We start from the raw sequence: 24,027 nt of genomic DNA on the forward strand, positions 1-24,027 counted from the left end.
GGAGCCGTCCTCCGGAGCAGCTCTGAGGTAGGGGGTGGTCGGCGCGGGACCCCCGGGCCCGCGCCGCCGGGCCGACACGCCGCCGCAGGATCACAGACCGGTGCGGCCGGGCACGACCAGTCCCGTCTCGTAGGCGAGGACGGCGGCCTGGGTGCGGTCCCGCAGCTGGAGCTTCTGCAGGATGCTGCCCATGTGCGTCTTGACGGTCTGCTCGGCGACCACGAGTTCGGCGGCGATCTCCGCGTTGGACAGTCCCCGGGCGACCAGCGTGAGCACCTCGGTCTCGCGGTTGGTGAGGACGTCGATCCGCACCTGGGCGGACGGCTTGGCCGAGCCGCCCAGCCGGGCGAACTCCGCGATGAGCCGCTTGGTGAGCCCCGGCGACAGCAGCGCGTCCCCGGCGGCCACGACGCGTACCGCCTCGGCCAGTTGGACCCCGGAGGCGTCCTTCAGGAGGAACCCGCCGGCGCCGGCCCGCAGTGCCTCGTACACGTACTCGTCGAGGTCGAAGGTGGTCAGGACGAGGATCCTGGTCGACAGGCCCGTCTGTTCGGTGATCCGGCGGGTGGCCTCGATGCCGTTCAGTCCGGGCATCCGGATGTCCATCACGATCACGTCGGGGCGCAGCTCCTCCGCCTTGGCCACCGCGTCCAGGCCGTCCACGGCGGTCGCGACCACCTCGATGCCGGGCTGGGCGCCGAGGAGCACCGAGAAGGCCTCGCGGATCATCGCCTGGTCGTCGGCGATCATCACTCGGATCGTCATGCGGTCTGTTCCCTGTCTGTCCGGACGGCCGGCGCGGTGGGCACCGGCAGCAGTGCGGTGACCTCGTAGCCACCGTCGGGGGTGGAACCGGCGGAGAACTCCCCGCCGAGCATCGCGGCGCGTTCGCGCATGCCCAGCAGGCCGTGCCCGGCTCCCGGCGAGGGATCGGCGGGAGCGGTGCCGGGGCCGTTGCGGATCCGCAGCTCAAGGGTGGTGCCGGTGTACGTCAGCGCCACCCGGGCGGCGGCGCCCGGGGCGTGGCGCAGCGTGTTGCTGAGCGCCTCCTGCACGATGCGGTAGGCCGACAGTTCCACGCCCTCGGGCAGCGGGCGGCGCGTCCCGGAGACCACCGCCCGCACGTCGAGCCCGGCCGCGCGCACCCCGGCGAGCAGGTCGTCGAGCCGCTCCAGGGTGGGCTGCGGAGCCTCGGGAGCACGCCCGCCGAGCGGGTCCTCCGAGCGCAGCACGCCGAGGAGGCGGCGCAGCTCGGTGAGCCCTTCCAGGGCGCCCGCGCGGATGTCGGCCAGCGCCGCGACCAGCTCCCGGGGCGGGTCCGCGACCCGGTACGGGGCGGCCTCGGCCTGGATGGAGATGACGGACATGTGGTGGGCGACCACGTCGTGCAACTCGCGTGCGATGCGGGCGCGTTCCTCCAGGACGGTGCGGTGCGCCCGCTCCTGCGCGAGGGCCCGCTCCTGCTCCATCAGCCGGGCGCGGACCTCCCGCGTCCGGCGCACCCCGCCCGAGGCGGCCGCCACGACGGCGAACAGCACCAGCACGATCACCGTGAAGTACCAGGGCCCGAGCCGCCCGCCCGCCAGCTGCACGCCCAGCAGCAGTGCGGTGTTGAGCGCCGTCGTCTCGGCGGTCACGCGGGGCGGGTTGCGCAGCGCGACCAGGAACGACAACCCGGCCTGCACGGCCCACGCCCACCCCGTGTACGGCGCGAATGGCGGGTAGAGGGAGAACACCGGCAGCATCAGCAGCGACAGCCACCAGGCCGGCAGCGGCCGGCGCAGCGCCGGGACCAGGAGCGCGGCGTGGAGCACCCCGAGGGGCCGCAGCGGGATGTCCTCGGTGGCGGAGACGGCGGCGAAGGCCGCCACCGCGACGACCGCGCCGTGCGGCAGCCACCGCAGCAGCCCCGGCCCGCCCATGGGCGGCATCGGCTGCGGGGCCAGGGTGAACAGGTCCTTCCGCACGGTGTGCAGTGCCCCGCGCACCGATCGCCTCCCGGTCCTGTCCATACGGTCAGTATTGTCCACTTCGTCCACCTGACGGCTGCGGCCGGGGGCGGCGCCTCCCCCGGCCTGGGTGCATTCGGTCACCACGCTACGGAGCCCACCCACCGGCGCACCTCCCGCTGCGGAGCCGTCCACGGCCTGGCTCTCAGGTATGAGTCGCCCCGGGCGCACCCGGACGGGACCACCACCGGCCCGCCATCCCGAACCGATGCGCCGGGCCACCTCCGCCCGATAACATCGCAGCTCAGCAAGTCTCGGCCCCGCACGCGCGGGGATGGCCCGAAGGAGCTCCAGGCGGTCAATCGCCCGCTGCTCTCGGCCCCGCACGCGCGGGGATGGCCCCGTCACGGTGGAGGGACTGGAGCCTGAGCTTCACTCGGCCCCGCACGCGCGGGGATGGCCCCCAGAAGCTGAACACCTTCAGCGGCATGGTCCGCTCGGCCCCGCACGCGCGGGGATGGCCCCCCGTTCCGGTTCTGAGGGAGGAGCCCGCGATGCTCGGCCCCGCAAGCGCGGGGATGGCCCCTCCTCCGCGATCGCCCCGGTCCGCAAATCGCACTCGGCCCCGCACGCGCGGGGATGGCCCTTCAGCCGGCGGATGTGGCGCCGCCAGATGGCCTCGGCCCCGCACACGCGGGGATGGCCCCGCGACCTCCATCCCCGGGAACACCGGCACATTCTCGGCCCCGCACGCGCGGGGATGGCCCCGACCGCTTCGCGGAGGCGGCGGCAAGCGCGGGCTCGGCCCCGCACGCGCGGGGATGGCCCGCACATCGAGCCGCAGTGGGGCGGCTGGCAGCTCTCGGCCCAGCACGCGCGGGGATGGCCCTCGTGGAGAAGACGGCTTGTCAGGGGCGCCCACCTCGGCCCCGCACGCGCGGGGATGGCCCCGGGCGGTCGGCACCACGGAGGGTGAGCGAGCACTCGGCCCCGCACGCGCGGGGATGGCCCCACCTTGAGCTGGTTAGCCATACTGCACCCACACTCGGCCCCGCACGCGCGGGGATGGCCCCGACCCTGCCAGTCAGGCCAGTTCGGACTTCTGCTCAGCCCCGCATGCGCGGGGATGGCCCGCACTACGTCTCGACGTTGGCGATCCTGGCGATCTCGGCCCCGCACGCGCGGGGATGGCCCCCTGTTCGCCGGTCCGGGTGGTTGGGACGACGGGTTGGCCTCGCGTGTGCGGGGATGGCGTGGTCGCGGAGGGGGCCGAGGGTGAGGCCTCGGCGGTGGCAGTGGGCGGCTATCAGGGGGAGGGCGGCGAGGGTGGCGCGCCAGGAGTCGGGGGCGGAGGTGCAGTCGGAGTCGTGGAGGAGGAGGGTGGCGCCGCCGGTCAGGGCCGGGCGGGCGGTGGCGTAGACGGTGGGGCCGGTGGCGCCGGGTTCCCAGTCGCGGCCCCAGGTGGTCCACAGGACGGGCCGCAGGCCGAGGTGGTGGGCGGCCAGGGCGAGGCCGGCGGTGAGGACGCCGTACGGGGGGCGGTACCAGAGGGGGCGGGTGCCGCCCAGGGCGGTGACGGCTTCGGTGGTGCGGCGCAGTTCGCGGAGGTCGCGGGCCGGGGCCGGGCGGTACTGGCGGCGGTGGTGCCAGCCGTGGACGGCGACCTCGTGGCCGCGGGCGACCAGCTCGTGGCCGAGGTCCGGGGCGCGTTCGAGCATGTCGCCGAGCAGGAAGAAGGTCGCGTGGATGCCGAGGGCGTCCAGGGCGTCCAGGATCGGGGGGGTGCCGCGCGGGTCGGGGCCGTCGTCGAAGGTGAGGGCGACGTGGCCCGGGGCGCCGTGGCCGACGGTGCGGCGGGCGAGGTGGCGGCGGACGGGGGGCAGGCGGACGGCGGCCGGGGCGAGGTGCAGCAGCTCCACGGCGGCGGCGCCGCCGAGGAGCACACCGGCTCTCACCCGAAGCGGGACGCCATCCGGCGGAACAGGCCGGGGGCGGCGCCGTGGAGGCGGGCCGGGTAGTCGAGCCAGTGCGGCACGAAGACCCGGTCACGGGAGGTGGTGAGCGCGTCGTGGACGATGTCGGCGACGGCTTCCGGGGAGACGGGGCGGGGACGTTCGCGCTGGTAGTCGGTGCCTCGCGTGGCGAAGAAGGGGGTCTCGACGGCGCCCGGCAGGATCAGCCGCACGCCGACGCCGGTGCCGCGCAGCTCGTACCAGAGGCTCTCGGCGAACATCGTGAGCCCGGCCTTGGTGGCCGCGTAGACGGCCTCGTCGCGGACGCCGACCTGGCCCGCCATCGAGCCGAGCAGGACGATCCGGCCCCGGCCGCGTTCCAGCATGCCGGGCAGGAGCAGGCGGGTGAGCCGCAACGGGGCGGCGAGGTTGACCTCCAGCATCCGGTCCAGGGTGTCGGCGGGAGTCCGCGCGAAGGGGCCGCGCCAGCCGATGCCGGCGCTGGCGACGAGCGCGTCGACCCGTCCGGCGGCGGCGTGGGCGGCTTCGACGAGGCGCTGGGCGCCGTCGGGTTTGGCGAGGTCGGCGGGCAGCGGTCGGCCGCCGGTGCGGACGGCGACCGCGTCCAGCCGGGTCTGGTCGGTGCCGGAGAGCAGCAGTCGCCAGCGGGCGGCGGCGAGCCGGTCGGCGGTGGCCGCGCCGATGCCGGAGGAGGCGCCGGTCAGCAGGGCGACCGGCGGGTCGGCGGCGGGGTGCCGCCGGACCCGGCGGGAGGGCGGATGGTCGTCGTCCGTGGTCATGGCACCTGCCGCTCTGTGCGCATCTCGCCGTCCGATTTGTCCGGCAAGTCACCTTCGCACGACGGTGCCGTCCGGGCGACCGGGGTGGGGCCCAGCTCCGCCTCGACCTCGCCGAAGCGGGAGAGCACGAAGGTGCCGCCGACCGCCACCGCGAAGCCGGCCAGCGCGCACCAGGCGTAACCGGGGCGGGCGGCGTCGCCGAGCACGGCGACCCCGACCAGGGCCGGGCCGAAGGTCTCCGAGACGGTGCCGGCGGCGGTCGCGGCCGTCACCGTGCCGCGCTGCAGGGCGAGCGCGTAGGCGAGGTATCCGCCGAGGCCGCCGAGGGCCAGCCCGTACGCCGCCGGATCGGTGAACACGTCGAGCGGGCCGGAGAGGTCGAAGACCCGGACGGCGAGGCTGGTGACGCCGAAGCCGACGCCCGCCAGCAGGCCGAGGCCGACGGCCGACGCGGTGTCGTGGCGGCGGGCCAGGAGCAGGGTGAGCAGCAGCATCAGCACGGTCGTGGCCAGCAGCGCCCAATGGAACGCGGGCGGCGCGTGGTCGTGGCCGGCCTCGCCGGAGCCGACCGCCAGCAGGGTGAGCCCGACCACCACGGCGGCGATGCCGAGCAGGTCGGCGCGGTGCAGCCGGGCGCCGAGCAGGCGGGCGGCGGCGAGCGCGGTGACGGCGAGGCTGGCGTTGGTGACGGCCTGGACCAGGAAGAGGGGCAGGGTGCGCAGGGCGACGATGCTCAGGGCGAAGCCGGCGATGTCCAGGCCGGTGCCGAGCAGGAAGCGCCAGGAGCGGAGCAGCCCGGCCAGCAGGCCGACCCGCACCCGGTCGGCGCGCGGGGCCTCGCGCGCGCCGCCCGCCTGGAACACCGAGCCGAAGCCGAAGCAGACGGTGGCGACCAGGGCGGTGGTGAGTCCGAGCAGCATGGCCCTCCCGGCATCGGGGGCGCCCCCGGGGAGCGGGGGTCACCCCCAGTGTCCGCCGGGCGTGGGCGGGCCGCAGCGGAAGACCGGCCGGCTCCGTGCCGACGGAGCGGGGAGCCGGGTGCTGCTCCCGGAGGCGCTACTCCCAGAGGCCCGAGCAGCTGTAGCCGGTGGTCGAGCGCTCCGGTCCGGACGTGATGTGGAACCTGGTGATGTGCCCGTGGCAGATGCCGCCGTCGGGTGCGACCTCCAGCAGCTGGGCGTCGACGAGGAGGCGGTTGACCTCCTGTCCCTGGGCCTCGGTGATGCGCTTCAGGAAGGCATGCGGGCCCCGGCGGAACTCGGCCCACTCCTCCTCGGTGAACTCGACGTCCCAGAATTCGAGCTGGTGCCCCTCGTCCTGGTACTTCGGCGTGAACTTGGCCATGGTCGATCACCCCGCACTCGGGAACGCCCCCTACCCTCCAGGCTTCCGCTCGTGCACGCCCCCGGCAACCCCGGTCACGCCCCGTCACCGCCGGAGCGGGCCGCTGCGGCGGCCCGGCGCCCGGCCGGAGGGCCCGACACCGCGGCGAAGACCCCGGCCGCCACGGGGAGGGCGGTCCCCAGGGCGAGCGCTCCGCCGAGGCTCCCGTCCCACCCGAACCAGAGGTCCGTGACCGTCAGGAGGGCGATGCCCGTCACGGCGAGCGTCAGCAGTCCGGCGAGCACGCCGCGGAGGCGGTGCGGCGGACGCCTGCCGAAGTGGTCGAGCGGGGGCGCGACGGCGGCCATGACCGGCAGGCCCGTCCAGGCGGGTCCCGTCGTCCAGTCGCCCGGCAGCAGCCACAGCAGCGAGAGGAGCAGGCCTGCCAGCACCGCTCCGGCCAGCTCGGCCAGGACCGTCGCCGTCACCACTGCGCGGACGTGCATGGTCCCCTCCCCCTCCGCCCGTTCTGCGCCGAGGGTACCTCCGGGGGCCGTCAGCCGGCCCGGCCGCTGCCCTCGTCGAGGACGGGGAGGGCGGACCAGACGGGCGGCAGGGAGTCCGGGCGCGGGTGGAGGGTGTAGTGGTGCGGGGCCATCGCGGTCTCGTGGCCCGGCAGGGCGGCGAGCACGGCCCGGTGGACGGCGGCGGGGGTGAGGTCCGGGTCGTCGGTGGCGATGCGGGCGGCGAGGCCGTCCTCGGTGCGGGTCAGGTCGACGGCCGCCGCGGCCGGGCCGAGGGCGTCGGCGAGCAGGGCGCGGACGGCGCCGAGGTCGATCCAGTCGGCGCCGACGCGGTGCCACTCCCCCGCCCTGGTGGCGGGGCGCACGCCGCTGAGCTCCGCCAGCTCGGTGAGCGGGACGGGCCGGTCGGCGGCGGCCGCGAGGACGGCGGGCACGGCACGGGCGAAGCGCTCGGTGTCCTCCCGGGTGAGCACCTGGGGGCAGGCGAGCAGAACGAACTCCAGGCTCCCGGTGGTGCGCAGGATGTTCATCATCAGCCGGACCGGCAGCGGCTGGTCGGGCAGGGTCTGCAGCTCGGGGTCGGCGGCGGGCGCGGGGCGGGCGTCGGAGAGCGTCTCCGGGATGGAGAGGCTGAGGTCGTTGACGACGACCTGGCGGGCGAAGCGGGCACCGCGCCGCTCGGCGATGTCCCCGAGCAGCCGCCAGACCTTGTCGGCGTTCAGGGTGCTGTGCCAGTAGCCGCTGAAGGAGGCGGACTTGGTCCGCCCGATGAGCGCGTCGAGGTCGTCGGCGGCGGTGTCGAGGGCGATCAGCGCGTCCTGGGCGAGGGTGCCGATGTGGTCGGCGAGGGCGGCGCGCTGGCGGTTGGCGGACAGGGCCGAGATCACCAGGTCGGTGCGGTCGGCGCGGTGCGCGGTGAGGGCGGCGAAGACGGCGAGCAGGACGACCGACGGGCTGGCGGCGGTGCGGCGGCAGGCCGCTTCGAGGTCGGCGGCGGCGGTGCGCGAGCGCAGCAGCACGGTGGTGAGCGGGCCGGGCGGGCCGGTGATGCCGTCGGTGGCGAAGACCGCCGACGGGCCGGTGGCGAGGATCGACTCCCAGTGCTTGAGCGCGGCGGCGCTCTTGCGCCGGCCCTGGGTGCTCTGTTCCTGCCCGGCCACCTGGAGCGGCGTGCGGGAGGCGACGGGCGGCAGCTCCTTGCCGGCGGCGAGGTCGAGCCAGTCGCGGATGAGCAGGGTGACGGCCGCGCCGTCGGCGCCCGCGTGGCAGACCGTCACGACCAGCCGGCGCACCAGCTCGCCGTCGGCGACGAGGGCGAAGCGCAGCCGCGGGACCGCCGCGAGGTCGAACGGCCTGAGGACGTCGGCTCCACCCAACTCGTCGGCCAGCGCGTCGAGTTCGGCGTCCGTCCGGCCGCCGGCGGGGACCACGGCCACGGTGAACGCACCCTCGGCGGCGACCTCCTGCCGGTCGGGGAAGGCGTCGGCGGCGGAGCCGGGCGGGAATCCGGTGCGCACCGACTCGTGGCGCTCGACCAGGGCGCGCAGCGCGTCGAGGGCGGCGGTCAGGGTGGTGCCGTCGGGGACCGGCCAGGCCGAGGCCTGGTTGATCTGTTCGGGCCGGTCGCGCCGGATGCAGCGGATCATGTTGTCCTGGCCGAGGGTGAGCGGTCCCGATCCGCCGCTCACGCCGCCGTACCGGACCGTGATCCGCCCGCTGGTCTCTTCCACGTCGTCCGTCACGTCGTACGGGCCCTTCGGCTCGGCTGGTCTCGGCGGGGATGCGGTCGGACGCTATCAGCGCGCCGATCAACTGGTCCAGACCAGAAATCTGGGATGCCGCAATGGACTTGACGCTTCGTCAACTACCTGACATGCCAGGGACACCGGCCGCCGTCCAGGTGTGCGGACGGACCAGGACCGGGCGGGCGCCGACGACGGCGAGGGCGGCGCGGAACGGGCCGGGCGCGGGCACGTCGTCGATCCGGCACGGGCCGGGTCCGAGCGCGCCGGGGTCGGCGAGCAGCACCGGCGCGGGGCCGGCCAGCGGCAGGCCGAAGCCCTGCACGAGCCGGCCGCCGTACGCCTTGACGCAGGCCTCGCGGCGGCACCACAGCGTGGTGAAGAGGTCGGCGGGCGCGGGGTCGGCCGCCACCAGGGCCGCCTCGGCCGCGGGGAAGTAGCGCCGGGCCAGCCGGACGGCCGAGCGGGCGTCGCGGACCTCCTCGACGTCGACGCCGACGGCCCGCTCCTCGGCGAGGGCGACGGCCGCGAGCGCGCCGGAGGCGGACAGGTTGACGGCGAGGCCGTCGATCGCGGGTTTGCCGTGCGGCCCGCGCCGCCGGACGAGACGCGCGGGGTCGCGGCCGAGCCGGGCCCCGGCGAGCAGGCGGAGCGCGCCGTGCGCGACGGTGAACCGCCGCCCGGCGTGCGGGTCCGGCCCGTCGGCCCGGGCGCGTTCGGCCGGGTCGAGCAGCTCGCGCAGGGCGCGGACCACCGGCTCGGGCTGGTCGGTGGGGATCAGCCAGACGTCCACGGGGTCGGCGCCGCCCCCGGGACCGGCGGCGCCGGGGGTCAAGGGCGCGGGCCGGCGCGCAGGGCCAGGGTGGAGAGCACGCCGAGCCGCGGGTCGAGGTCGGCGAGCAGCACCGGCCGCCGCTCGGCCCGCCAGTGCGGCAGCCGCTCGGCGAGCGCGGACCACAGCCCGGTGAACGGCTGGCCCGCGGGGGTGCGCACGGCGTCCAGTCCGGGCACCTCCAGGGCGGCGGAGAGCAGCACGGCGGTCCCCTCCCCCAGCGCCTTCGCCTGCCGGCGCACCTCCTCGGCGGCGGTGCCGGCGTCGGCCCCGCCGTCCTGGTGGACAGTCAGTTCCTCGCCCGGCGCCGTCTCGCAGACCAGGACGACCGCACAGTGCCGTTCGGGCAGGGTGACGGGCGCGGCCGGCTCGTAGTGCAGGGCGGTCTGCTCGGCGAGGACGACGACCGCGCGCCGGGCGACGCCGGTGCGCTGGTACGCGGTGGCGGCGCGCAGCGCGGCGAACGCACCGGCGGTGCCCTGGTCGCAGAGGGCGAGCGCGGTGGGGGTGCCGGCGCAGGCGCGGCTGAGCGCGAGCGAGGTGGGGGCGCCGGGCCGGATGTCGGGCGAGTCGAAGGCCTGGACGAGCACGTCGGCCGGTTCGTCCGGGCCGAGCGCCTCGGCGAGCAGCCCGGCGGCCAGTTCCTCGTAGGCGTGTCCGACGCCCTCGGCCAGCAGGTCCTCGCGCAGCGGCAGGCCGTAGGGGCGGACCAGGTCGGAGACGAAGACCCGCAGGTCGGGGTCGAGGGAGAGTTCGGAGCGGCCGTCGGCGTACCGCGTCAGCACCCGGAGGAGACCCGGTGCGGCGGGCACCGGTCAGTCCTCGGCGATGACGTGCGAGGCGACGTAGTCGGCCAGCTTGGTGACCGAGCGCAGGTCGTCCTCGGTGATCTGCTCGACGTCGACCTGGATGTCGAGCGCCTCCTCGACCTCCAGGATCAGTTCGATGGTGCCCGCCGAGGTGAGGCCGAGGTCGTCGAAGAGGCAGGCGTTCTCGGGGATCTCGGGGAGGTCGCGCTTGAGGACGCGCGGCAGCAGTTCGCCGAGGCTGTGGAGGATCCGGTCGCGCAGCTCGGTGTCGGTGGTCTGGACCACTTGGTCGGACATGGGTGGGACCGTCCCGTCGTGCGTGGTGGAGTGGGGGCGGGGCGGCCGGGGAACCGGCGCCCGGTGGAGCGACTGACGGTGCGTCAGTGCTCGACGACCATGGCGGAGAAGGTCGCTCCGATGCCTGCGGCGGCGATGAGGTAGCGCTCGCCGCGGCCGAGCAGCCCCCGCGTGGTGGCGGTGTGCAGGTTGATCAGGCTGTCCGCAGCGAAACTGTGCCCGACCGCGGGCACGTTGTCCAGCACCACCTTCCCGATCGGGAAGCCGATCCGGCGGGCGATCATCCGCCAGGAGGCCTGGTTGACGTTGTGCGGGAGCAGCAGCGCGAGGTCGGAGAGGTCCAGACCGGCCTGGTCGAGGGCGGCCTCGATCGCCTCGACCATCACCGCCGGATACTCGCGCTGGTAGCGGGCGAGCAGCTCCGGGTCCTCGGCCAGCCGGCCGTCGAACTCGGGGCGCTGGCGCACCACGTAGGACAGCACGCGGTCGCGTTCGCCCCCGGCGCTGACCAGGCAGGCGGCCGCGCCCTCGGCGAAGATGCCGGTCTCGGGCACCACCTGGGCGTCCTTGGTGAAGGTCTTCTCCCCGGCGATCACCAGGGCCAGCGCCTCCCGGTCGGGTTCTCCGGCGAGCAGGCGGCCGGCCAGGTCGACGGCCAACAGGCCGACGGCACAGGCGTGGTGGGTGACGGTGAAGGCCTGGGCGTGGCCGAGGCCGTAGCGGTGGAGCAGGTCGTGCAGGGGGTTGAGCGGATAGGGCACCGCCACCGGCATGCTGCGCGCGTGGATCACGAAACGGACGTGCCGTTCGCGTCCGCGCAGCTCCGGAAGGGCGTCGACGGCGGCGCCGAGCAGGTCGGGCAGCTTCCCGTCCGGGTCCAGTCGCAGCTGGTCCAGGCCGTGGAAGCGGCGGAAGAGTCGAAGTTGACGTGGGGTCAGGCCGATGCGCTCGCCCACTGCCTCAATGGGCACGGTGTGGTGGGGGAGGTGAACGGCCACTGCCTCCAGTGCGGTCACGCGGGCTAGTATTCCCACGCCCGGCGGCTCCGCACAAGTGATCTCGGGCGGTTGCGGCCCACCAGCCCGCACGACCGCCCCACCGCCGCCGCACATCCCCGCCACGGATCGCGCACGTCCCGTGCCGCCGTCCCCCGCCCCCGCTTCGTCGAGCCGGTGGAGTCCCTGATGACCGATCGTGAACCTTCCGTCGCCGTGCCGCCGGTCCGCCCGGCGCTGGTGTCCCTGCTGGCCGATGTCGCGCAGGCACCACCCGGCTGGGCCGCGCGGGTGACCCCGCAGGCCCGGCTGGACGGGGACCTGCTGCTCGACGAGACCGAGCTCGCGGCGCTGCACGCGGGCCTGCGCCGGGACTTCGGCCCGTCGGTGGACCTCGGCGCGCTGCGGGCGGGGCTCGACCTGGCCGGGCTGGAGGCGCTGACCGTCGCCGACGTCGAGCGGCTGCTGCCCGCGGAGGACGCCCGGTGAGCCGCTTCCTGCTGGTGGTGCCGCCGCTGACCGGGCACGTCAATCCGACCGTGGGCCTGGCCCGGGAGCTGGTCGCGCGCGGACACGAGGTGGCCTGGAGCGGCACCGAGTCGGCGCTGCGCCCGCTGCTCGGGCCCGACGCGACGGTGTTCGGCACCGGCACCCGGGCGTTCCGGGCGCAGGGCGGGCACGGGCTGGCCGCCGTCCGCTCGCTGTGGGAGGGCTTCATCGTTCCCTACGCGCGGTTCACCGTGAAGGCGCTGGACGCGGCGGTCGGCGAGTACCGCCCGGACGCGCTGCTGGTGGACCAGCACACCCCGGCCGGGGCGCTGGTGGCGCACCGGCACCGGCTGCCCTGGGGCACCCTGGCGCCGGGCGCGATGGAGCTGGGGCGGCCGCTGCGCGCGCTGCCGCTGGTGGAGGAGTGGATGACCGGCCTGCTCCGGGGTCTGTGGCGGCGGGCCGGGCTGCCCGAGGAGGAGTACACCGACCCGCGCTTCTCCCCCGCGCTGGTGCTGGCCTTCACCGGGCCCGCGCTCACCGGCCCGGCGCTGACCGGGGCGGAGCCGACCGGCGCCGAGGCGCTGCCGGCCCAGTACGCCCTGGTGGGGCCGGTGCTGGCGGACCGGCCGGCCGATCCGGCCTTCCCCTGGGAGCGGCTGCTGCCGGGGCGCCGGCGGGTGCTGGTCACCATGGGCACGCTCTCCGGCGAGCTGGGCGCGGACTTCCTGGCCCGGGCGGCGCGGGCGCTGGAGCTGTGCGGGCCGGACGTCCAGGCGGTGTTCGCGGCGCCGGGCGATCTGCTGCCCGCGCTGCCGGACGGCGCGGTGGCGGTGGACCGGGCGCCGGTGCTGGAGCTGATGCGGCGCGGCGTGCTGGACGCGGTGCTGTGCCACGGCGGGATGAACACCGTCGGCGAGGCGCTGGTGCACGGGATTCCGCTGGTGACGGCGCCGATCCGGCACGACCAGCCGTTCGTGGCCGCGCAGGTGGCGGCGGCCGGGGCCGGAGTGCGGGTCCCCTTCGCCCGGGTGACGCCCGATCACCTCGGCGCGGCGCTGCGCGGCGTGCTGGAGGATCCCGGCTACCGCGCGGCGGCGGCCCGGGTCGGGTCCGAACTGCTGGCGGGCGGCGGGGCCGTGGCGGCCGCCGACCGGGTGGAGGCACTGGTCGCGGCCGGTGCGCGTCGGACCAATCCAATGGTCTAGGCCATTGTTTCCGGGGCGCCGCAGACTCTAGGGTGGCCCGCAGCACCGCTTCCCAGGTGCCCCGCGCGCCGCCTTCCCGGCGCCCCGGCAACCCATCCCCGCACGGGAGTTCTGGTTGATCGAGACCAAGGGGCTGAGAAAGTCCTACCCTTCCAAGAAACGCGGCCAGCCCCCCGTGGACGCCGTCCGAGGCATCGACCTGGACGTCGAAGCGGGTGAGATCCACGGCTTCCTCGGCCCCAACGGCGCCGGCAAGACGACCACCCTGCGGATGCTCGCGACCCTGATCCGCCCCGACGGCGGCGAGGCCCGGATCGCCGGCGCCGACCTGTTCGCCGACCCCGCCGAGGTGCGCCACCGGATCGGTTACGTCGCCCAGGGCGGCGGCACCACCGACGCCGTCACCGCCCGCGAGGAACTCGTGATGCAGGCGCGGATGCACGGCAGGAGCAAGGCCGAGGCGCTGAGCCGCGCCGCGGCCGCGCTCAAGGCCTTCGAGCTCGACGAGTTCGGCGACCGGCCGTGCCGCACCTACTCCGGCGGCCAGCGCCGCCGGGTCGACATCGCGCTCGGCGTGATCCACTCGCCGAAGGTGCTGTTCCTCGACGAGCCCACGGTCGGCCTCGACCCGGCCAGCCGCGGCCACGTCTGGACCGAGATCCGGCGGCTGCGCGACGAGGGCATGACCGTCGTCGTCACCACCCACTACCTCGACGAGGCCGACGCGCTCTGCGACCGCGTCTCCATCGTCGACCACGGCGGCATCGTCGCCGAGGGCACCCCGGAGACGCTCAAGCGCGAGATATCCGGCGACGTCGTGCTCATCGGCCTCGGCGGCGGCGAGGCCGAACGGGCCGCCAAGGCGCTGCGCGAGCAGCCCGGCCTGCCGGTGCTGCACCGGCTGGAGCTGAACGGCGAGGACGGTGTGCGGCTCTACCTGGACGACGGCGCCGCCGCCGTCCCGCACCTGCTGCGCGCCCTGGACGGGGCCGGGGTCGTCACCGGCACCGTGCAGCTGCAACGGCCGAGCCTGGACGACGTGTTCCTGGCCCGCACCGGCCGCTCCATCGAGCAGTCCTGACCGCCTCCGGATCCCCGAGGAGGGGCCCATGAAGCTCGCCCGCGACACCTGGCTGGTCTTCCAGCGCCAGTTGCTGCTGATGTGGCGGACACCGATCTGGATCGCCGTCGGGGTGATCCAGCCGATCTTCTACCTGCTGCTCTTCGCGCCGCTGCTCAAGCGGGTGCTGGAGCCGATGGGGGCGAAGACCTACGCCGAGGCCTACCAGATCTACGTGCCGGGCCTGTTGGCGGTGCTGTGCATCTTCGGCGGCCTGTACACCGGCTTCAGCCTGCTCGGCGAGCTGCGGGCCGGGATCATCGAGCGGGCCCGGGTCACCCCGGTCAGCCGGCTCGCCCTGCTGCTCGGCCGGGCGCTGCGCGAGACGGTGGCGCTGCTCGTCCAGGCGGTGATCATCACCCTCATCGCGCTGCCGTTCGGCCTGCGGGTCGGTCCGGTGGACCTGGTGCTGGCCTTCCTGCTGATGGGACTGCTGGCGCTGATGACCTCGACGATCTCCTACGGGATCGCCCTGGTGCTGCCCGCCGACGAGGCGATGGCTCCGGTGGTGAACACCGTCGCCCAGCCGATCGCGCTGCTCTCGGGCACGCTGCTGCCGCTGGCGCTGGCGCCGATGTGGCTCCAGACGATGGCCAAGTGGAACCCCTTCTACTGGGCCGTGGAGGGCATGCGCTCGCTGTTCTCGGGCCATGTCGGGGACAACGTGGTCTGGCAGGGGCTGCTGGTGGTCGCGCTGATGACGGTGGCGGCGGTGTTCTGGTCGGCCCGGCTGTTCTCGACCCGGGTGCGCTGAACCCGGCCGTGCCGGGTCCGGCTCGAACAGGGGCCGGGTGCGCCGGGCCCGGGCGGCCCGGCGGGGTGGCGGGCCCGGCGGGGCGGGGGTCCGCTCCGCTGCCGGTCCGTCACCGCCGCCACGGCGGGCTCCGGTTGGTTGTCCCGGCACGGGCGGCAGCCCTATCGTCGGATCGACCGATCGTCCCTTCGTCGAAAGGAACCCGCATGAGCCCCCGGTCCGAGAACACCCCGGCCACCGGCCGGCCCGCACGGCGCCGGGCCACCCGCCTGGCCATCGCGGGCGGGGCGATCGCCGCACTGCCCGCGATGGGCCTGCTCGCGGCCACCCCGGCCGCCGCCAAGCCGCCCATCAAGGCCGCCGAGGCCCGGCCGGCGGCCGCCATCGCCGCCAAGCCCCCGGTCAAGGCCATCGAGGCCAAGCCCCCGGTCAAGGCCGTCGCCGCGAAGCCGGTGGCCAAGGCCGTCGCGGCCAAGCCCCCGGCCAAGGCGGTGGCCGCCAAGCCCCCGGTCAAGGCCGTCGCGGCCAAGCCGCCCGCCAAGGCCGTCGCCGCGAAGCCGGTGGCCAAGGCGGTCCCGGCCAAGCCGCCCACCAAGGCGATCGCCGCCAAGCCGCCCGTCGGGGCCCCCGGGGCGGACCGGCGCTGATCCCGGACGGCCCCCCGCAACGCCGCGACGGCGGTGCCCCCGGAGAAGGGGGGCACCGCCGTCGTGGCGTTCGCGGGCCCGCGGACTACCCCGCCGCCGCCCGGGCGGTCTCGGCGCGCACGAAGTCCGCCAGCCGGGCGACACCGGCCACGATCCGCTCCGGCGTCAGGGAGCTGATGGACAGCCGCAGCCGGTGCTCCCCGCCGCCGGCCGGGTAGAACGGCGCCATCGGCGTCCAGAGCACACCGGCCTCCCGCGCGCAGCGCTCCATCGCCGCGTCGTCGGCCGCGAAGGCCACCGTGAGCACCGCGAAGAAGCCGCCCTCCGGCACGTTCCAGGACAGGCCCAGGCGCGCCCGCTCGTCCGCCGGGAAGCACCGCTCCAGCTCCGCCAGCAGGACCCCCATGGCGGCCGCGTAGTGGGCCGTGGCGGGGGCGTTGGCGGCCCGCAGCCGGCAGTCGTGGGTCAGCAGCATCCCGCCGATCACGGCCTGGCTGAGGGCCGGGGTGTTGACCGTCGTCATGCTCTTCAGCCTGGCCAGCTCGTCCGCGAGCAGGCTGCGCCGGCCGCCGGGGCCGGTCACCTCCTGGTCGGCGACCACGTAGCCGAGCCGGGCGCCGGGGAAGCAGGTCTTGGCGAAGGAGCCGAGGTAGACCACCCGGCGGAGGCGGTCCAGCGCCTTGAGGGTGGGCCGCTCGCCGCCCTCCCGGGCGAAGAAGCCGTACGGGTTGTCCTCGATGACCAGCAGGTCCTCCTCGGCGGCGGTCGCCAGCAGCCGGGTGCGGGCCGGGACCGGCATCGAGGTGCCGGAGGGGTTGGCGAAGTCCGGCACCACGTAGAGCGCCCGCGGGCGCCGGCCGGCGGCGCGGACCTCGCGGGCGGCGGCGCGCACCGCCGCCGGATCCGGCCCGCCGTCCGGGCCCTCGGGGACGGGCACGGTGGTCAGGTCGAGGAGCCGGGCGGCGCCGGTGACGCCGACGTAGCAGGGCGAGCTGACCAGCAGCACGTCGTCCGGGCCGGCGCAGAGCGCCCGCAGCGCCAGCAGCATGCCCTCCTGGGCACCGACGGTCAGCACCAGCGCCTCGGGGGCCACGGTGAGGCCCTCGTCGTGGGCCAGGGTGCGGGCGACCAGGTCGTTGATGACGCCCTTGGTCGGCCCGTACTGGAACAGGGTGGTGCGGATCGCGTCGCGGTCCAGGCCGGTCGCGGCCAGGTGGTCGAGGTAGGCGTCCAGGTAGACCGGGACGTCCTCGGGCTCGAAGAAGCCCTCGTAGGGGCGGCCGGGGGCGAAGGAGACCGCCTGCGGGTAGCGGGTGGTGACCTCGTTGAGGAAGGTCATCGCGTCCAGCAGCGGGTCCGAGAGGGAGGCGTGCAGCTCGGCGAGCGGGAGCGTGACGGCCCCCGCGGGCGACTCCGGCCCGGCGGACCGGGCCCGCACGGCGGCGGGGGCGCTCATCCGAGGGCCTCGCGCAGCCGGGCGGCGGCGTAGGCCTGCGCCTCGGCGGCGCCGTCCAGGGTGCCGGTCATCGCGAAGAACCCGTGCGGCATGCCCTCCCAGCGGCGCAGCTCCACCGGCACGCCCGCCGCCCGCAGCGCCTCGGCGTACTGCTCGCCCTCGTCGCGCAGCGGGTCGTACTCGGCGGTGATGACGGTGGCGGGCGGCAGGCCGGCGAGGTCCGGGGCGCGCAGCGGCGAGGCGTGCGGGTGGGCGCCGTCGGCCGGGTCGGCCAGGTAGTGGCTCCAGTACCAGGCGACCGAGCGGCGGTTGAACAGCGCCGGGTCGTCGTGCTCGCGCAGCGAGGGGGTGTCGGCGCGGGCGTCGGTGTTGGGGTAGACGAGCAGCTGGTGGCGCAGGGCCGGGCCGCCCTCGTCGCGGGCGAGCAGGGTGAGCACGGTGGCGAGGTTGCCGCCCGCGCTGTCGCCCGCGACGGCGAGGCGCCCGGCGTCCAGGCCGAGTCCCTCCGCGTGCGCCGCGAGCCAGCGGGCGGCGGCCGCGCAGTCCTGGACGGCGGCGGGGAACGGGTGCTCCGGGGCGAGGCGGTAGCCGACGGCGGCGGTGGCGCAGCCGACCGCGTTGGTCAGCGCCCGGCAGACGGCGTCGCTGGTGTCCGGCGAGCCGAGGGTCCAGCCGCCGCCGAACAGGTAGAGCAGGACGGGCAGCGGGCGGCCGTCGGCGGGCGGCGCGGGGCGGTAGAGGCGCAGCGTGAGCTCGCCGCCGGGGCCGGGCAGGCGGTGCTCCTCGACGGCGGCGACCGGCTCGGGGGTGCCCGCGGCGGCGCGGATGTCGGCGAGGTCGGCGGCGCGGGCCTCGGCGACGGTGAGGCTGTAGAGCGGGGCGGTGCCGGCGCTCGCGCGGCGGTCGCGCAGCGCCTGGGCCTGGGGGTGCAGGGGCATCGGGGGTTCCTCGGGAGGGGAGGGGGTCAGCGGTCGGCCTCGACGTAGACGGTCTCGTCGGTGCGGAAGGCGGTGTCGAGGTCGGCGACGTCGGCGCGGGCGCCCTCGCGGTAGGCGCAGCGGCGGATCCGCCCCTCCTCGAAGCCGGCCAGGGTGAGGACGTGCCGCAGCTCGTCGAGGTCGTAGATCCACTGGTGGCCGTAGTGCCGGAAGATCTGGTTGACCAGGAAGGCCGGGCGCTGCGGCATCGGCGGGCCGAAGCCCATCGTGGTCAGGCGCCGGCGGTGCTTGGTCAGGAAGCCGTCGCCGGTGGCGTAGCCGACCAGGTAGCGGGCGAGGTCGGGGGTGGTGATCCGCAGGACGCCGCCGGGGCGCAGCACCCGCCGGGCCTCGCGCAGCCAGCCGACCGCGACGGGCATGGTGACGTGCTCGATGAGGTGCTCGGCGTAGACCCAGTCGACGCTGGCGTCGGCGAAGGGCAGCGGTTCGGAGATGTCGAGCTGGGTGAACCAGCGGTCGCCGTCGACCCGGTAGAGGGTGCCGGGTTCGGTGGTGGTGTCGGGGCTGCGCAGGGCGGTGAGGTCGGTGCCGAGGCCCGCCGGGTGGGCGGTGCGGAAGGCGGCGAACTCCAGGCCGGTGACGCCGAGGTCGGTGAAGTCGCCGTGGTCGTAGGGGAGTCCGCCGGCGGCGGGTTCGAGCTTCCGGCAGGTGGCGACGTCGGCGCTGAACCGGTCGAGCTGTTCGGCGAGGCCGTCGGGGTCGTCCCAGTCCCAGCCGGGGAAGGCGTCCTGTCTGTTCATGATGTCGGTCTTCCGGTCGTTCCGTCGGGGGTGGTTCGCGCGCGACGCGCTCAGAGCGGCCAGGGCGCGAGGGTGGTGCGGTCCAGGTCGGCGATCGTGGGGCGGCCCAACAGGGCCATGGTGTGCTCCAGTTCGTCGCGCAGCAGGTCGAGGACGCGGGTGACGCCGGCCTCGCCGCCGGTGGCCAGGCCCCAGAGGGCGGGGCGGCCGACCAGGACGGCGCGGGCGCCGAGGGCGAGGGCGACGGCGATGTCCGCGCCGCCGCGCACGCCGCCGTCGAGCAGGGCCGGGAGGTGCGGCGGCAGGGCGTCGACGACCTCGGGCAGGGCGGCCAGCGCGGGCAGGGCGCCGTCGAGTTGGCGGCCGCCGTGGTTGGAGACGACGACCGCGTCGACGCCGTGGTCGGCGGCGCGCCGGGCGTCCTCGGCGGTCAGCACGCCCTTGAGGACCAGCGGCAGCGAGCTGCGTTCGCGCAGCCAGGCGAGGTCGGCCCAGCTCAGGGTGGGGTCGAACTGTTCGCGGGCGTGCTCGGCGATGCCCGAACTGCCCCGGCCGGAGCGGTGGCTGGCGGCCATCACGGCGGGGTCGAGGTTGACCGCGCGGACCTCCGGGGGGACGGCGAAGCCGTTGCGCAGGTCGCGCAGCCGGCGGCCGATGCGGGGCGCGTCGACGGTGAGCAGCAGGGCGCCGAAGCCGGCCGCCTCGGCGCGTTCCACCAGGCCGGCGAGGACGTCGCGCCGGCGCAGCCAGTAGAGCTGGAGCCAGAGCGGTCCGGTCGCGGCGGCGGCGATCTCCTCCAGGGTGCGGCTGGCGAAGATTCCGGCGACCAGCAGGGCGCCTGCCTTTCCGGCCGCCCGGGCGGTCGCCGTTTCGCCGTCCGGATGGACCAGCCGGTGGTAGGCCATCGGGGCAATTCCGACCGGCAGTTGGAGCGTGGCGCCGAGCAGATCGACGGCCGGTGCGCAGACGGAGACGTCGACGAGGGTGCGCGGGCGGAACGCATAGCGTCCGAACATTTCCCGGTTGGCCTCGGCGGTGCGTTCCGCACCGCTGCCGCCCTCGATGAAGTCCCAGATTTCCGGGGGGAGTTGATCGCGCGCCGCGTGCTCGATCCCGGCCAGTGCGATTGGTGCCACGGGCATCCTCGTTCCCGGACCGGCCGCCTTCGGACCGGTCCACGGGTCGGCAGCGTAGGAGGTCTGCACCACATTGGTATAGACCTTGATTTGACCAATCGTCTGTGCAATGGTCTGGCAACGGAATTGGACGTATTGCTTGTTGATGACATGTGAACAGCGTCCAAGTGTCCATGACAAACCTCCTCACGTGTGGAGTGGCGTTGACCGGCTTTTCCCTTTCTTCACCGCCGCCCGCCTCACCCCCGCACGCCGACGCTCCCGCCGACTGGGTCGACCGGGTGCTGCTGGCCGGCCCCGGGGGTGAGGAGTGCCTCCGATTCGGCACGCCCGTCGACCGCGACGCCCTGCGCGCGCTGGTCGCCGAGCAGGCCGAACGGCTGGCCGCGGCCGGCCTCGGCCCGGGCGGCACCGCGGCCCTGCGGCTGCCGCCCTCCCTGGGCTTCGTCGCGGTGCTCCTGGCCGCTTGGCAACTGCGGGCCCAGGTAGCGCTGTTGGACCACCGGCTGACCGACCACGAGGTCGAGCTGGCGGTCGAGCGGCTGGCCCCGCAGGTGCTGGTCGGCTCGGCCTCGCGGCCCGCGGCGGCGGCGCTGCGCGGTTACTCCCTGGTCGACCCGGTCGCCGTCCGGCTGCCCGCCGGCCGGCCCGCCGGGAGCGGCCACGCGCTGGTCCAGCTCAGCTCGGGCTCGACCGGGCCGGCCAAGGTGATCGCCCGCACCGCGGGTGACCTGATCCGCGAACTCGACTGCTACCGCAGGCTGACGGCGTTCCCCGGCGAGGGCGAGCGGGTGGTGCTGCTCTCCTCGGTGGTGCACGTGCTCGGCCTGATCGGCGGGTTGCTCAACAGCCTGCACGCGCGCGCCCCGCTCACCGTCCCGGACCGGATGACGGCGGCCGGCATCCTCGGCGCGATCGCCGCCGACGACCGCCCGACCACCGTGATCGGGGTGCCGTTCCACGCCGAACTGCTCGCCGGGGCCGCCGATCCGCCGGAACTGCCGCAGTTGCGGCGGATGGTGGTGGCGGGCGAGCTCGTCCGCCCGGGCCTGCCCGCCGCGTTCACCGCGCGCTACGGCGTCCCGCTCGGCACCATGTACGGGATGACCGAGACCGGGGTGATCGCCACCGACCTGGACGGCACCCTGCACCCGGCCAAGCAGCCCGTGCACGGCATGGAGCTGCGGCTCGTCGCCGACGAGCTCCAGCTGCGCACCCCCGCCTCGCCCTACCCCGGGCTGGACGACCCGACCCGCTGGTCGGACGGCTGGCTGCACACCCGCGACGCCGCCGTCCTCGACCCGGACACCGGGCGGGTCACCGTACTCGGCCGACGGGACTCGCAGGTCTCGATCGGCGGGCTCAAGGTCGACCTCACCGAGGTCGAGCAGACCCTCGCCGCGCTCCCGGAGGTCCGGGAGGCCGTGGTGGTCTTCGACGACGGCGCCATCGAGGCCTACCTCTCGGCCGAGGACGGCGCCGACCGGGCGCGCGTCCAGGACGGCCTCGCCCGGCAGCTCGCCGCCTACAAGCGGCCGCGCCGGCTGGCCTTCCTCCCGCAGCTCCCCCGCACCGCCACCGGGAAGCTGCTGCGCGACCCGGCCGCCCTGCGCGCCGCCGCCGGCTGACCCGCCGCGCCGCGACCCGGCGCGCCCGGCCGCACACCACCCGTCCCGGCACCTCGGCCACCCGCTGCCCGAACGCGCCGGAACCACCCCGCCGGGGGCCGCCCGGAGGATGCCCCGGCGGGCAGGCACCGCCTGTCCGCCGGGACCACCACCGGCACCCCGCAGGACGTCCCTCCCTCCCCGACGACCCCGGGCACCCCACGTGCCCGGACCCAAGGAGCCCACCATGCAGGACAGCATCCGCGCGTTCGTCCTCAACGCCCTGGCCGAGATGCAGTACGACGTCTCCGAGGTCACCGGCGACACCGACCTCGGCCCGGCCGGCCTGGACCTGGAGTCGCTCGCCCTCGCCGACCTCTCGGTCCAGGTCGAGGACGAGTACGGGGTCAAGTTCGACCTCGACGAGATGGAGACCACCGCGCTGATGACGCTCGACCAGTTCACCGCGGACGTCGCCGCCCGGATCGCCGCCACCACCGCCACCGCCGCCTCGGGCAGCCCGGCGTGACCGACCTCGACCGCCCCGACCGGGCCGAGGTCCTGACCATGCTCGCGGCGTTCGGGCAGCGTGCCGCCGAGGACGTCCCCGAGGAGCTCGGCTCGCTCGAACTCACGTGGCTGATAGCCGAGTTCGAGCAGCGCTACGGCATCGAGCCGGACCTCGACGACGACGCCTTCGAGGCCGTCCGGACGGTGGACGACGCCGTCGCGGTGTTCCGCGCGGCCGTCCGGGCCGCCGGAGGCCCGGACGCCACCGCCGTCCCCGACGCCACCGCGGGGGCCGCGCGGCCATGAACCGCCACGCCCCGCCCGCCGTCCGGCCCGTGGTGACCGGCGTCGGCGTGCTCAGCGCGGCCGGCGACGGACCGGCCACGCTCGCCGAGGCCGTCGTCCACGGCAAGGCCGCGTTCGCCGCGGTCACCCGGTTCGACGTCTCGGCACGCCGCACCGTCCGCGCCGCGCTGCTGCCCGAGCCGCGCCCGGCGGCCGACGCCGTGCTCGACGCCGTCGGCCAGGCCTGCCGCCGGGCCGGCCTGCCCCCGGCCGCGCCCGACGCCGGGCCGCCGGTGCTGCTCGCCCTGCACAGCGACCTGCGCACCCGGGACACCGTCGCCGCGGTCGCCGCCGGGGCGTCGGCCGCCTGGGGCACGCCCGGGGTCACCCGGGTCTACACCGGCGCCTGCGTCGCGGCCGCCACCGCCGTCGCCGACGCCGCCGCGCTGGTCGCCGCCGGCCTGCACCCCCGGGTGCTGGTCGCCGCCGGGCACCTGGTCGAACCGGGGGTGTTCGCCGCCTTCGACGCCGGCCGGGCCCTGGCCCGCGACGGCGAGCTGCGCCCGTTCAGCGCCGGCCGCAGCGGCACCCTGCTCGGCGACGCGGCCGCCGCCGTCCTGGTGGAGGCCGAGCCGGAGGCCGAGCGGCGCGGCGCGCCCGTGCTGGCCCGGCTGGCCGGCTGGGGCCGGTCCGGCGACGCCCACCACGTCTGCCGCCCCGAACCCGGGGGCGACGGCGTGGCGCGGGCCGTCGAGGCCGCGCTGCGACGGGCCGGGATCGCCCCGGAGGAGGTCGGCTACGTCAACGCCAACGGCACCGGCTCGCCGCTGTCCGACCTCGCGGAGGCCAGGGCACTGCACCGGGTCTTCGGCACGCACACCCCACGGCTGCCCGTCAGCTCCAGCAAGGCCGTCCACGGCCACGCCCTGGAGGCCTCGGCCCTGCTCGAACTCGTCGTCACCATCGGGGCGCTGACCGACGGCCTGCTGCCGGTCAACGCCGGCTGGCTGGGCCCGGACCCGGACATCGGCCTGGACCTCGTGCTGGACGGCCCGCGCGCCGCCCGGCCGCGCTACGCGCTCACCCTCAACTCCGCCTTCGGCGGCGCCAACACCGCACTCCTGGTGGCCGCCCGATGACCGCGCTGCGCATCCTCGCCGAGGCCGCCTGGCCCGACCCCGACGCCCGCGAGCCCGAGCCGCTCCCCCCGCTGCCCGGCTTCGCCGCCTCGTCCTTCAACCCCCTGGTGGCCGAGACCGCCGAACGCTGTCTGCGCGCCCGCCACGGCGCGGCCCCGGCCCCCGGCCGGACCGCGCTGCTGCTGGCCAGCGCGGGCGGCGACCGCGCCACCGCCCGCGCCATCGAGACGGCCGCCGCCGACACCGGCCGGCGGATGCCCCCGCTGCTGTTCTTCCAGTCCAACCCGAACGCCGTGCTCGGCCACATCGCCGCCCGCTGGGGCCTGACCGGCCCGGTGGTGGCGATCAGCCCGGCCCAGGCCCCGCCGCCCGGACGGGTCCCGCAGGACGCGCTCGACCTGGCGGAACTGCTGCTCGCGGACGGCGACGCCGATCAGGTCCTCGTCATCGCCGCCGAACAGGCCGAACAGGCCGAACAGGCCGAGCCGCCCGACGACGGCCGTGACGGCCGTGACGACGACGAGGGCGACGGCAACGGAGGCCCCGGCGGCATCGACCGGGCCGTCGCCCTGCTGGTCACCACCGCCTGACCCGACCCCGCCCACCCGACCGACCCGATCCACCGCACACCCGTCCCCCGCCCCACCCCTGCGCACCACCGGCGCGAACGGTCCCCCACCCGCCGCGTCCCGCCGCAGCACGCCCCGCACGCCCG

At 76.0% G+C, this 24,027-nt stretch carries 25 protein-coding genes, 1 pseudogene and 1 CRISPR repeat array; of the genes and pseudogenes, 10 read left to right on the forward strand and 16 right to left on the reverse strand.

Annotated features, from left to right (window positions below):
• Positions 1-90 precede the first annotated feature (90 nt).
• The 12 genes and pseudogenes from ACFVVL_RS28405 to ACFVVL_RS28460 all read right to left on the reverse strand — a co-directional run bounded on the left by ACFVVL_RS28405 (position 91) and on the right by ACFVVL_RS28460 (position 11,244).
• Positions 91-765 carry a response regulator gene (locus ACFVVL_RS28405; protein WP_387680163.1) on the reverse strand — a complete coding sequence of 225 codons (675 nt, stop codon included), beginning with the start codon at positions 763-765 and terminating at the stop codon, positions 91-93.
• Entirely contained in the window at positions 762-1,988 is a 1,227-nt protein-coding gene (locus ACFVVL_RS28410; RefSeq protein WP_387680167.1) for a sensor histidine kinase, read from the reverse strand. Before ACFVVL_RS28410 ends, ACFVVL_RS28405 begins: the two co-directional genes overlap by 4 nt.
• A 274-nt stretch (positions 1,989-2,262) precedes the next feature.
• A CRISPR array of direct repeats spans positions 2,263-3,204; the repeat unit is 28 nt; unit sequence CTCGGCCCCGCACGCGCGGGGATGGCCC.
• 280 nt (positions 3,205-3,484) lie between these two features.
• Positions 3,485-3,904, reverse strand: a pseudogene (locus ACFVVL_RS28415) (polysaccharide deacetylase family protein); the annotation flags it as partial.
• Positions 3,901-4,701 (reverse strand): SDR family NAD(P)-dependent oxidoreductase, encoded by an 801-nt coding sequence (locus ACFVVL_RS28420; protein ID WP_387680169.1) that lies wholly within the window; start codon positions 4,699-4,701, stop codon positions 3,901-3,903. The pseudogene ACFVVL_RS28415 and the gene ACFVVL_RS28420, both read right to left, overlap by 4 nt.
• The gene (locus ACFVVL_RS28425; RefSeq protein ID WP_387680172.1) at positions 4,698-5,621 is read right to left on the reverse strand and encodes a DMT family transporter; all 924 of its coding nucleotides are present in this window, start codon (positions 5,619-5,621) and stop codon (positions 4,698-4,700) included. The genes ACFVVL_RS28420 and ACFVVL_RS28425 overlap by 4 nt, the downstream gene beginning before the upstream one ends.
• Positions 5,622-5,757: 136 nt before the next feature.
• Positions 5,758-6,045, reverse strand: a complete 288-nt coding sequence (locus ACFVVL_RS28430; protein ID WP_380293086.1) for a hypothetical protein — start codon at positions 6,043-6,045, stop codon at positions 5,758-5,760.
• A 74-nt stretch (positions 6,046-6,119) separates the two neighbouring features.
• Positions 6,120-6,530 (reverse strand): hypothetical protein, encoded by a 411-nt coding sequence (locus ACFVVL_RS28435; RefSeq protein WP_387680176.1) that lies wholly within the window; start codon positions 6,528-6,530, stop codon positions 6,120-6,122.
• Between the two features lie 50 nt (positions 6,531-6,580).
• Positions 6,581-8,290 carry a condensation domain-containing protein gene (locus ACFVVL_RS28440; RefSeq protein ID WP_387680179.1) on the reverse strand — a complete coding sequence of 570 codons (1,710 nt, stop codon included), beginning with the start codon at positions 8,288-8,290 and terminating at the stop codon, positions 6,581-6,583.
• Between the two features lie 118 nt (positions 8,291-8,408).
• Positions 8,409-9,083, reverse strand: a complete 675-nt coding sequence (locus tag ACFVVL_RS28445) for a 4'-phosphopantetheinyl transferase family protein (protein WP_387680182.1) — start codon at positions 9,081-9,083, stop codon at positions 8,409-8,411.
• Between the two features lie 38 nt (positions 9,084-9,121).
• Positions 9,122-9,934 carry a hypothetical protein gene (locus tag ACFVVL_RS28450; RefSeq protein WP_387680185.1) on the reverse strand — a complete coding sequence of 271 codons (813 nt, stop codon included), beginning with the start codon at positions 9,932-9,934 and terminating at the stop codon, positions 9,122-9,124.
• Between the two features lie 3 nt (positions 9,935-9,937).
• A complete protein-coding gene (locus ACFVVL_RS28455) occupies positions 9,938-10,228 on the reverse strand; it encodes an acyl carrier protein (RefSeq protein ID WP_387680188.1) in 291 nt (96 codons plus the stop codon).
• Between the two features lie 83 nt (positions 10,229-10,311).
• A complete protein-coding gene (locus ACFVVL_RS28460; protein WP_380293096.1) occupies positions 10,312-11,244 on the reverse strand; it encodes a 3-oxoacyl-[acyl-carrier-protein] synthase III C-terminal domain-containing protein in 933 nt (310 codons plus the stop codon).
• Between the two features lie 168 nt (positions 11,245-11,412).
• Here ACFVVL_RS28460 and ACFVVL_RS28465 point away from each other — a divergent pair, with 168 nt between their 5' ends.
• The 5 genes from ACFVVL_RS28465 to ACFVVL_RS28485 all read left to right on the forward strand — a co-directional run bounded on the left by ACFVVL_RS28465 (position 11,413) and on the right by ACFVVL_RS28485 (position 15,441).
• A complete protein-coding gene (locus tag ACFVVL_RS28465) occupies positions 11,413-11,712 on the forward strand; it encodes a hypothetical protein (protein ID WP_380293098.1) in 300 nt (99 codons plus the stop codon).
• On the forward strand, positions 11,709-12,920 hold the full coding sequence (locus tag ACFVVL_RS28470) for a glycosyltransferase (RefSeq protein WP_380293100.1): 1,212 nt from the start codon (positions 11,709-11,711) through the stop codon (positions 12,918-12,920). Before ACFVVL_RS28465 ends, ACFVVL_RS28470 begins: the two co-directional genes overlap by 4 nt.
• 175 nt (positions 12,921-13,095) lie before the next feature.
• Positions 13,096-14,001, forward strand: a complete 906-nt coding sequence (locus ACFVVL_RS28475; RefSeq protein WP_387680193.1) for an ATP-binding cassette domain-containing protein — start codon at positions 13,096-13,098, stop codon at positions 13,999-14,001.
• Between the two features lie 28 nt (positions 14,002-14,029).
• Entirely contained in the window at positions 14,030-14,794 is a 765-nt protein-coding gene (locus tag ACFVVL_RS28480; protein WP_380293104.1) for an ABC transporter permease, read from the forward strand.
• Positions 14,795-15,000: 206 nt separating this feature from the next.
• Entirely contained in the window at positions 15,001-15,441 is a 441-nt protein-coding gene (locus ACFVVL_RS28485; RefSeq protein WP_387680196.1) for a hypothetical protein, read from the forward strand.
• Positions 15,442-15,526: 85 nt separating this feature from the next.
• Here ACFVVL_RS28485 and ACFVVL_RS28490 read toward each other — a convergent pair whose 3' ends face one another.
• From ACFVVL_RS28490 to ACFVVL_RS28505, 4 genes are read right to left on the reverse strand one after another with little or no spacing between them, the layout of a single operon-like run.
• Positions 15,527-16,897: a PLP-dependent aminotransferase family protein gene (locus tag ACFVVL_RS28490; protein WP_387680199.1), complete on the reverse strand. Its 1,371-nt coding sequence runs from the start codon at positions 16,895-16,897 to the stop codon at positions 15,527-15,529.
• A complete protein-coding gene (locus tag ACFVVL_RS28495) occupies positions 16,894-17,835 on the reverse strand; it encodes an alpha/beta hydrolase fold domain-containing protein (RefSeq protein ID WP_380290876.1) in 942 nt (313 codons plus the stop codon). Before ACFVVL_RS28495 ends, ACFVVL_RS28490 begins: the two co-directional genes overlap by 4 nt.
• Positions 17,836-17,861: 26 nt before the next feature.
• On the reverse strand, positions 17,862-18,635 hold the full coding sequence (locus ACFVVL_RS28500; RefSeq protein ID WP_387680202.1) for a methyltransferase domain-containing protein: 774 nt from the start codon (positions 18,633-18,635) through the stop codon (positions 17,862-17,864).
• A 50-nt stretch (positions 18,636-18,685) separates the two neighbouring features.
• Positions 18,686-19,777, reverse strand: a complete 1,092-nt coding sequence (locus ACFVVL_RS28505) for an alpha-hydroxy acid oxidase (RefSeq protein ID WP_387680205.1) — start codon at positions 19,775-19,777, stop codon at positions 18,686-18,688.
• 191 nt (positions 19,778-19,968) lie between these two features.
• On the opposite strand from ACFVVL_RS28505, the gene ACFVVL_RS28510 reads away from it, so the two are divergent.
• The 5 genes from ACFVVL_RS28510 (at position 19,969) to ACFVVL_RS28530 (ending at position 23,902) form a co-directional block, all read left to right on the forward strand.
• A complete protein-coding gene (locus ACFVVL_RS28510) occupies positions 19,969-21,399 on the forward strand; it encodes a class I adenylate-forming enzyme family protein (RefSeq protein WP_387680310.1) in 1,431 nt (476 codons plus the stop codon).
• A 226-nt stretch (positions 21,400-21,625) separates the two neighbouring features.
• On the forward strand, positions 21,626-21,907 hold the full coding sequence (locus ACFVVL_RS28515) for an acyl carrier protein (RefSeq protein WP_380290880.1): 282 nt from the start codon (positions 21,626-21,628) through the stop codon (positions 21,905-21,907).
• Positions 21,904-22,194, forward strand: coding sequence for an acyl carrier protein (locus tag ACFVVL_RS28520; RefSeq protein WP_380290882.1), 291 nt, complete (start codon positions 21,904-21,906; stop codon positions 22,192-22,194). Before ACFVVL_RS28515 ends, ACFVVL_RS28520 begins: the two co-directional genes overlap by 4 nt.
• A complete protein-coding gene (locus ACFVVL_RS28525) occupies positions 22,191-23,312 on the forward strand; it encodes a beta-ketoacyl synthase N-terminal-like domain-containing protein (RefSeq protein WP_387680209.1) in 1,122 nt (373 codons plus the stop codon). The genes ACFVVL_RS28520 and ACFVVL_RS28525 overlap by 4 nt, the downstream gene beginning before the upstream one ends.
• Positions 23,309-23,902: a hypothetical protein gene (locus ACFVVL_RS28530; RefSeq protein WP_387680212.1), complete on the forward strand. Its 594-nt coding sequence runs from the start codon at positions 23,309-23,311 to the stop codon at positions 23,900-23,902. The genes ACFVVL_RS28525 and ACFVVL_RS28530 overlap by 4 nt, the downstream gene beginning before the upstream one ends.
• Positions 23,903-24,027: the final 125 nt, after the last annotated feature.

Source organism: Kitasatospora sp. NPDC058115 (assembly GCF_042884635.1).
In the GTDB taxonomy this organism is placed as follows: Bacteria; Actinomycetota; Actinomycetes; order Streptomycetales; family Streptomycetaceae; genus Kitasatospora.

Excerpts from the sequence above, each read along its gene's own strand:
- ACFVVL_RS28405 (WP_387680163.1), bottom strand. The coding sequence starts at position 765 with ATGACGATCCGAGTGATGATCGCCGACGACCAGGCGATGATCCGCGAG.
- ACFVVL_RS28420 (WP_387680169.1), bottom strand. The coding sequence starts at position 4,701 with ATGACCACGGACGACGACCATCCGCCCTCCCGCCGGGTCCGGCGGCAC.
- ACFVVL_RS28425 (WP_387680172.1), bottom strand. The coding sequence starts at position 5,621 with ATGCTGCTCGGACTCACCACCGCCCTGGTCGCCACCGTCTGCTTCGGC.
- ACFVVL_RS28430 (WP_380293086.1), bottom strand. The coding sequence starts at position 6,045 with ATGGCCAAGTTCACGCCGAAGTACCAGGACGAGGGGCACCAGCTCGAA.
- ACFVVL_RS28435 (WP_387680176.1), bottom strand. The coding sequence starts at position 6,530 with ATGCACGTCCGCGCAGTGGTGACGGCGACGGTCCTGGCCGAGCTGGCC.
- ACFVVL_RS28455 (WP_387680188.1), bottom strand. The coding sequence starts at position 10,228 with ATGTCCGACCAAGTGGTCCAGACCACCGACACCGAGCTGCGCGACCGG.
- ACFVVL_RS28465 (WP_380293098.1), top strand. The coding sequence starts at position 11,413 with ATGACCGATCGTGAACCTTCCGTCGCCGTGCCGCCGGTCCGCCCGGCG.
- ACFVVL_RS28480 (WP_380293104.1), top strand. The coding sequence starts at position 14,030 with ATGAAGCTCGCCCGCGACACCTGGCTGGTCTTCCAGCGCCAGTTGCTG.
- ACFVVL_RS28485 (WP_387680196.1), top strand. The coding sequence starts at position 15,001 with ATGAGCCCCCGGTCCGAGAACACCCCGGCCACCGGCCGGCCCGCACGG.
- ACFVVL_RS28490 (WP_387680199.1), bottom strand. The coding sequence starts at position 16,897 with ATGAGCGCCCCCGCCGCCGTGCGGGCCCGGTCCGCCGGGCCGGAGTCG.
- ACFVVL_RS28495 (WP_380290876.1), bottom strand. The coding sequence starts at position 17,835 with ATGCCCCTGCACCCCCAGGCCCAGGCGCTGCGCGACCGCCGCGCGAGC.
- ACFVVL_RS28500 (WP_387680202.1), bottom strand. The coding sequence starts at position 18,635 with ATGAACAGACAGGACGCCTTCCCCGGCTGGGACTGGGACGACCCCGAC.
- ACFVVL_RS28505 (WP_387680205.1), bottom strand. The coding sequence starts at position 19,777 with ATGCCCGTGGCACCAATCGCACTGGCCGGGATCGAGCACGCGGCGCGC.
- ACFVVL_RS28515 (WP_380290880.1), top strand. The coding sequence starts at position 21,626 with ATGCAGGACAGCATCCGCGCGTTCGTCCTCAACGCCCTGGCCGAGATG.
- ACFVVL_RS28525 (WP_387680209.1), top strand. The coding sequence starts at position 22,191 with ATGAACCGCCACGCCCCGCCCGCCGTCCGGCCCGTGGTGACCGGCGTC.
- ACFVVL_RS28530 (WP_387680212.1), top strand. The coding sequence starts at position 23,309 with ATGACCGCGCTGCGCATCCTCGCCGAGGCCGCCTGGCCCGACCCCGAC.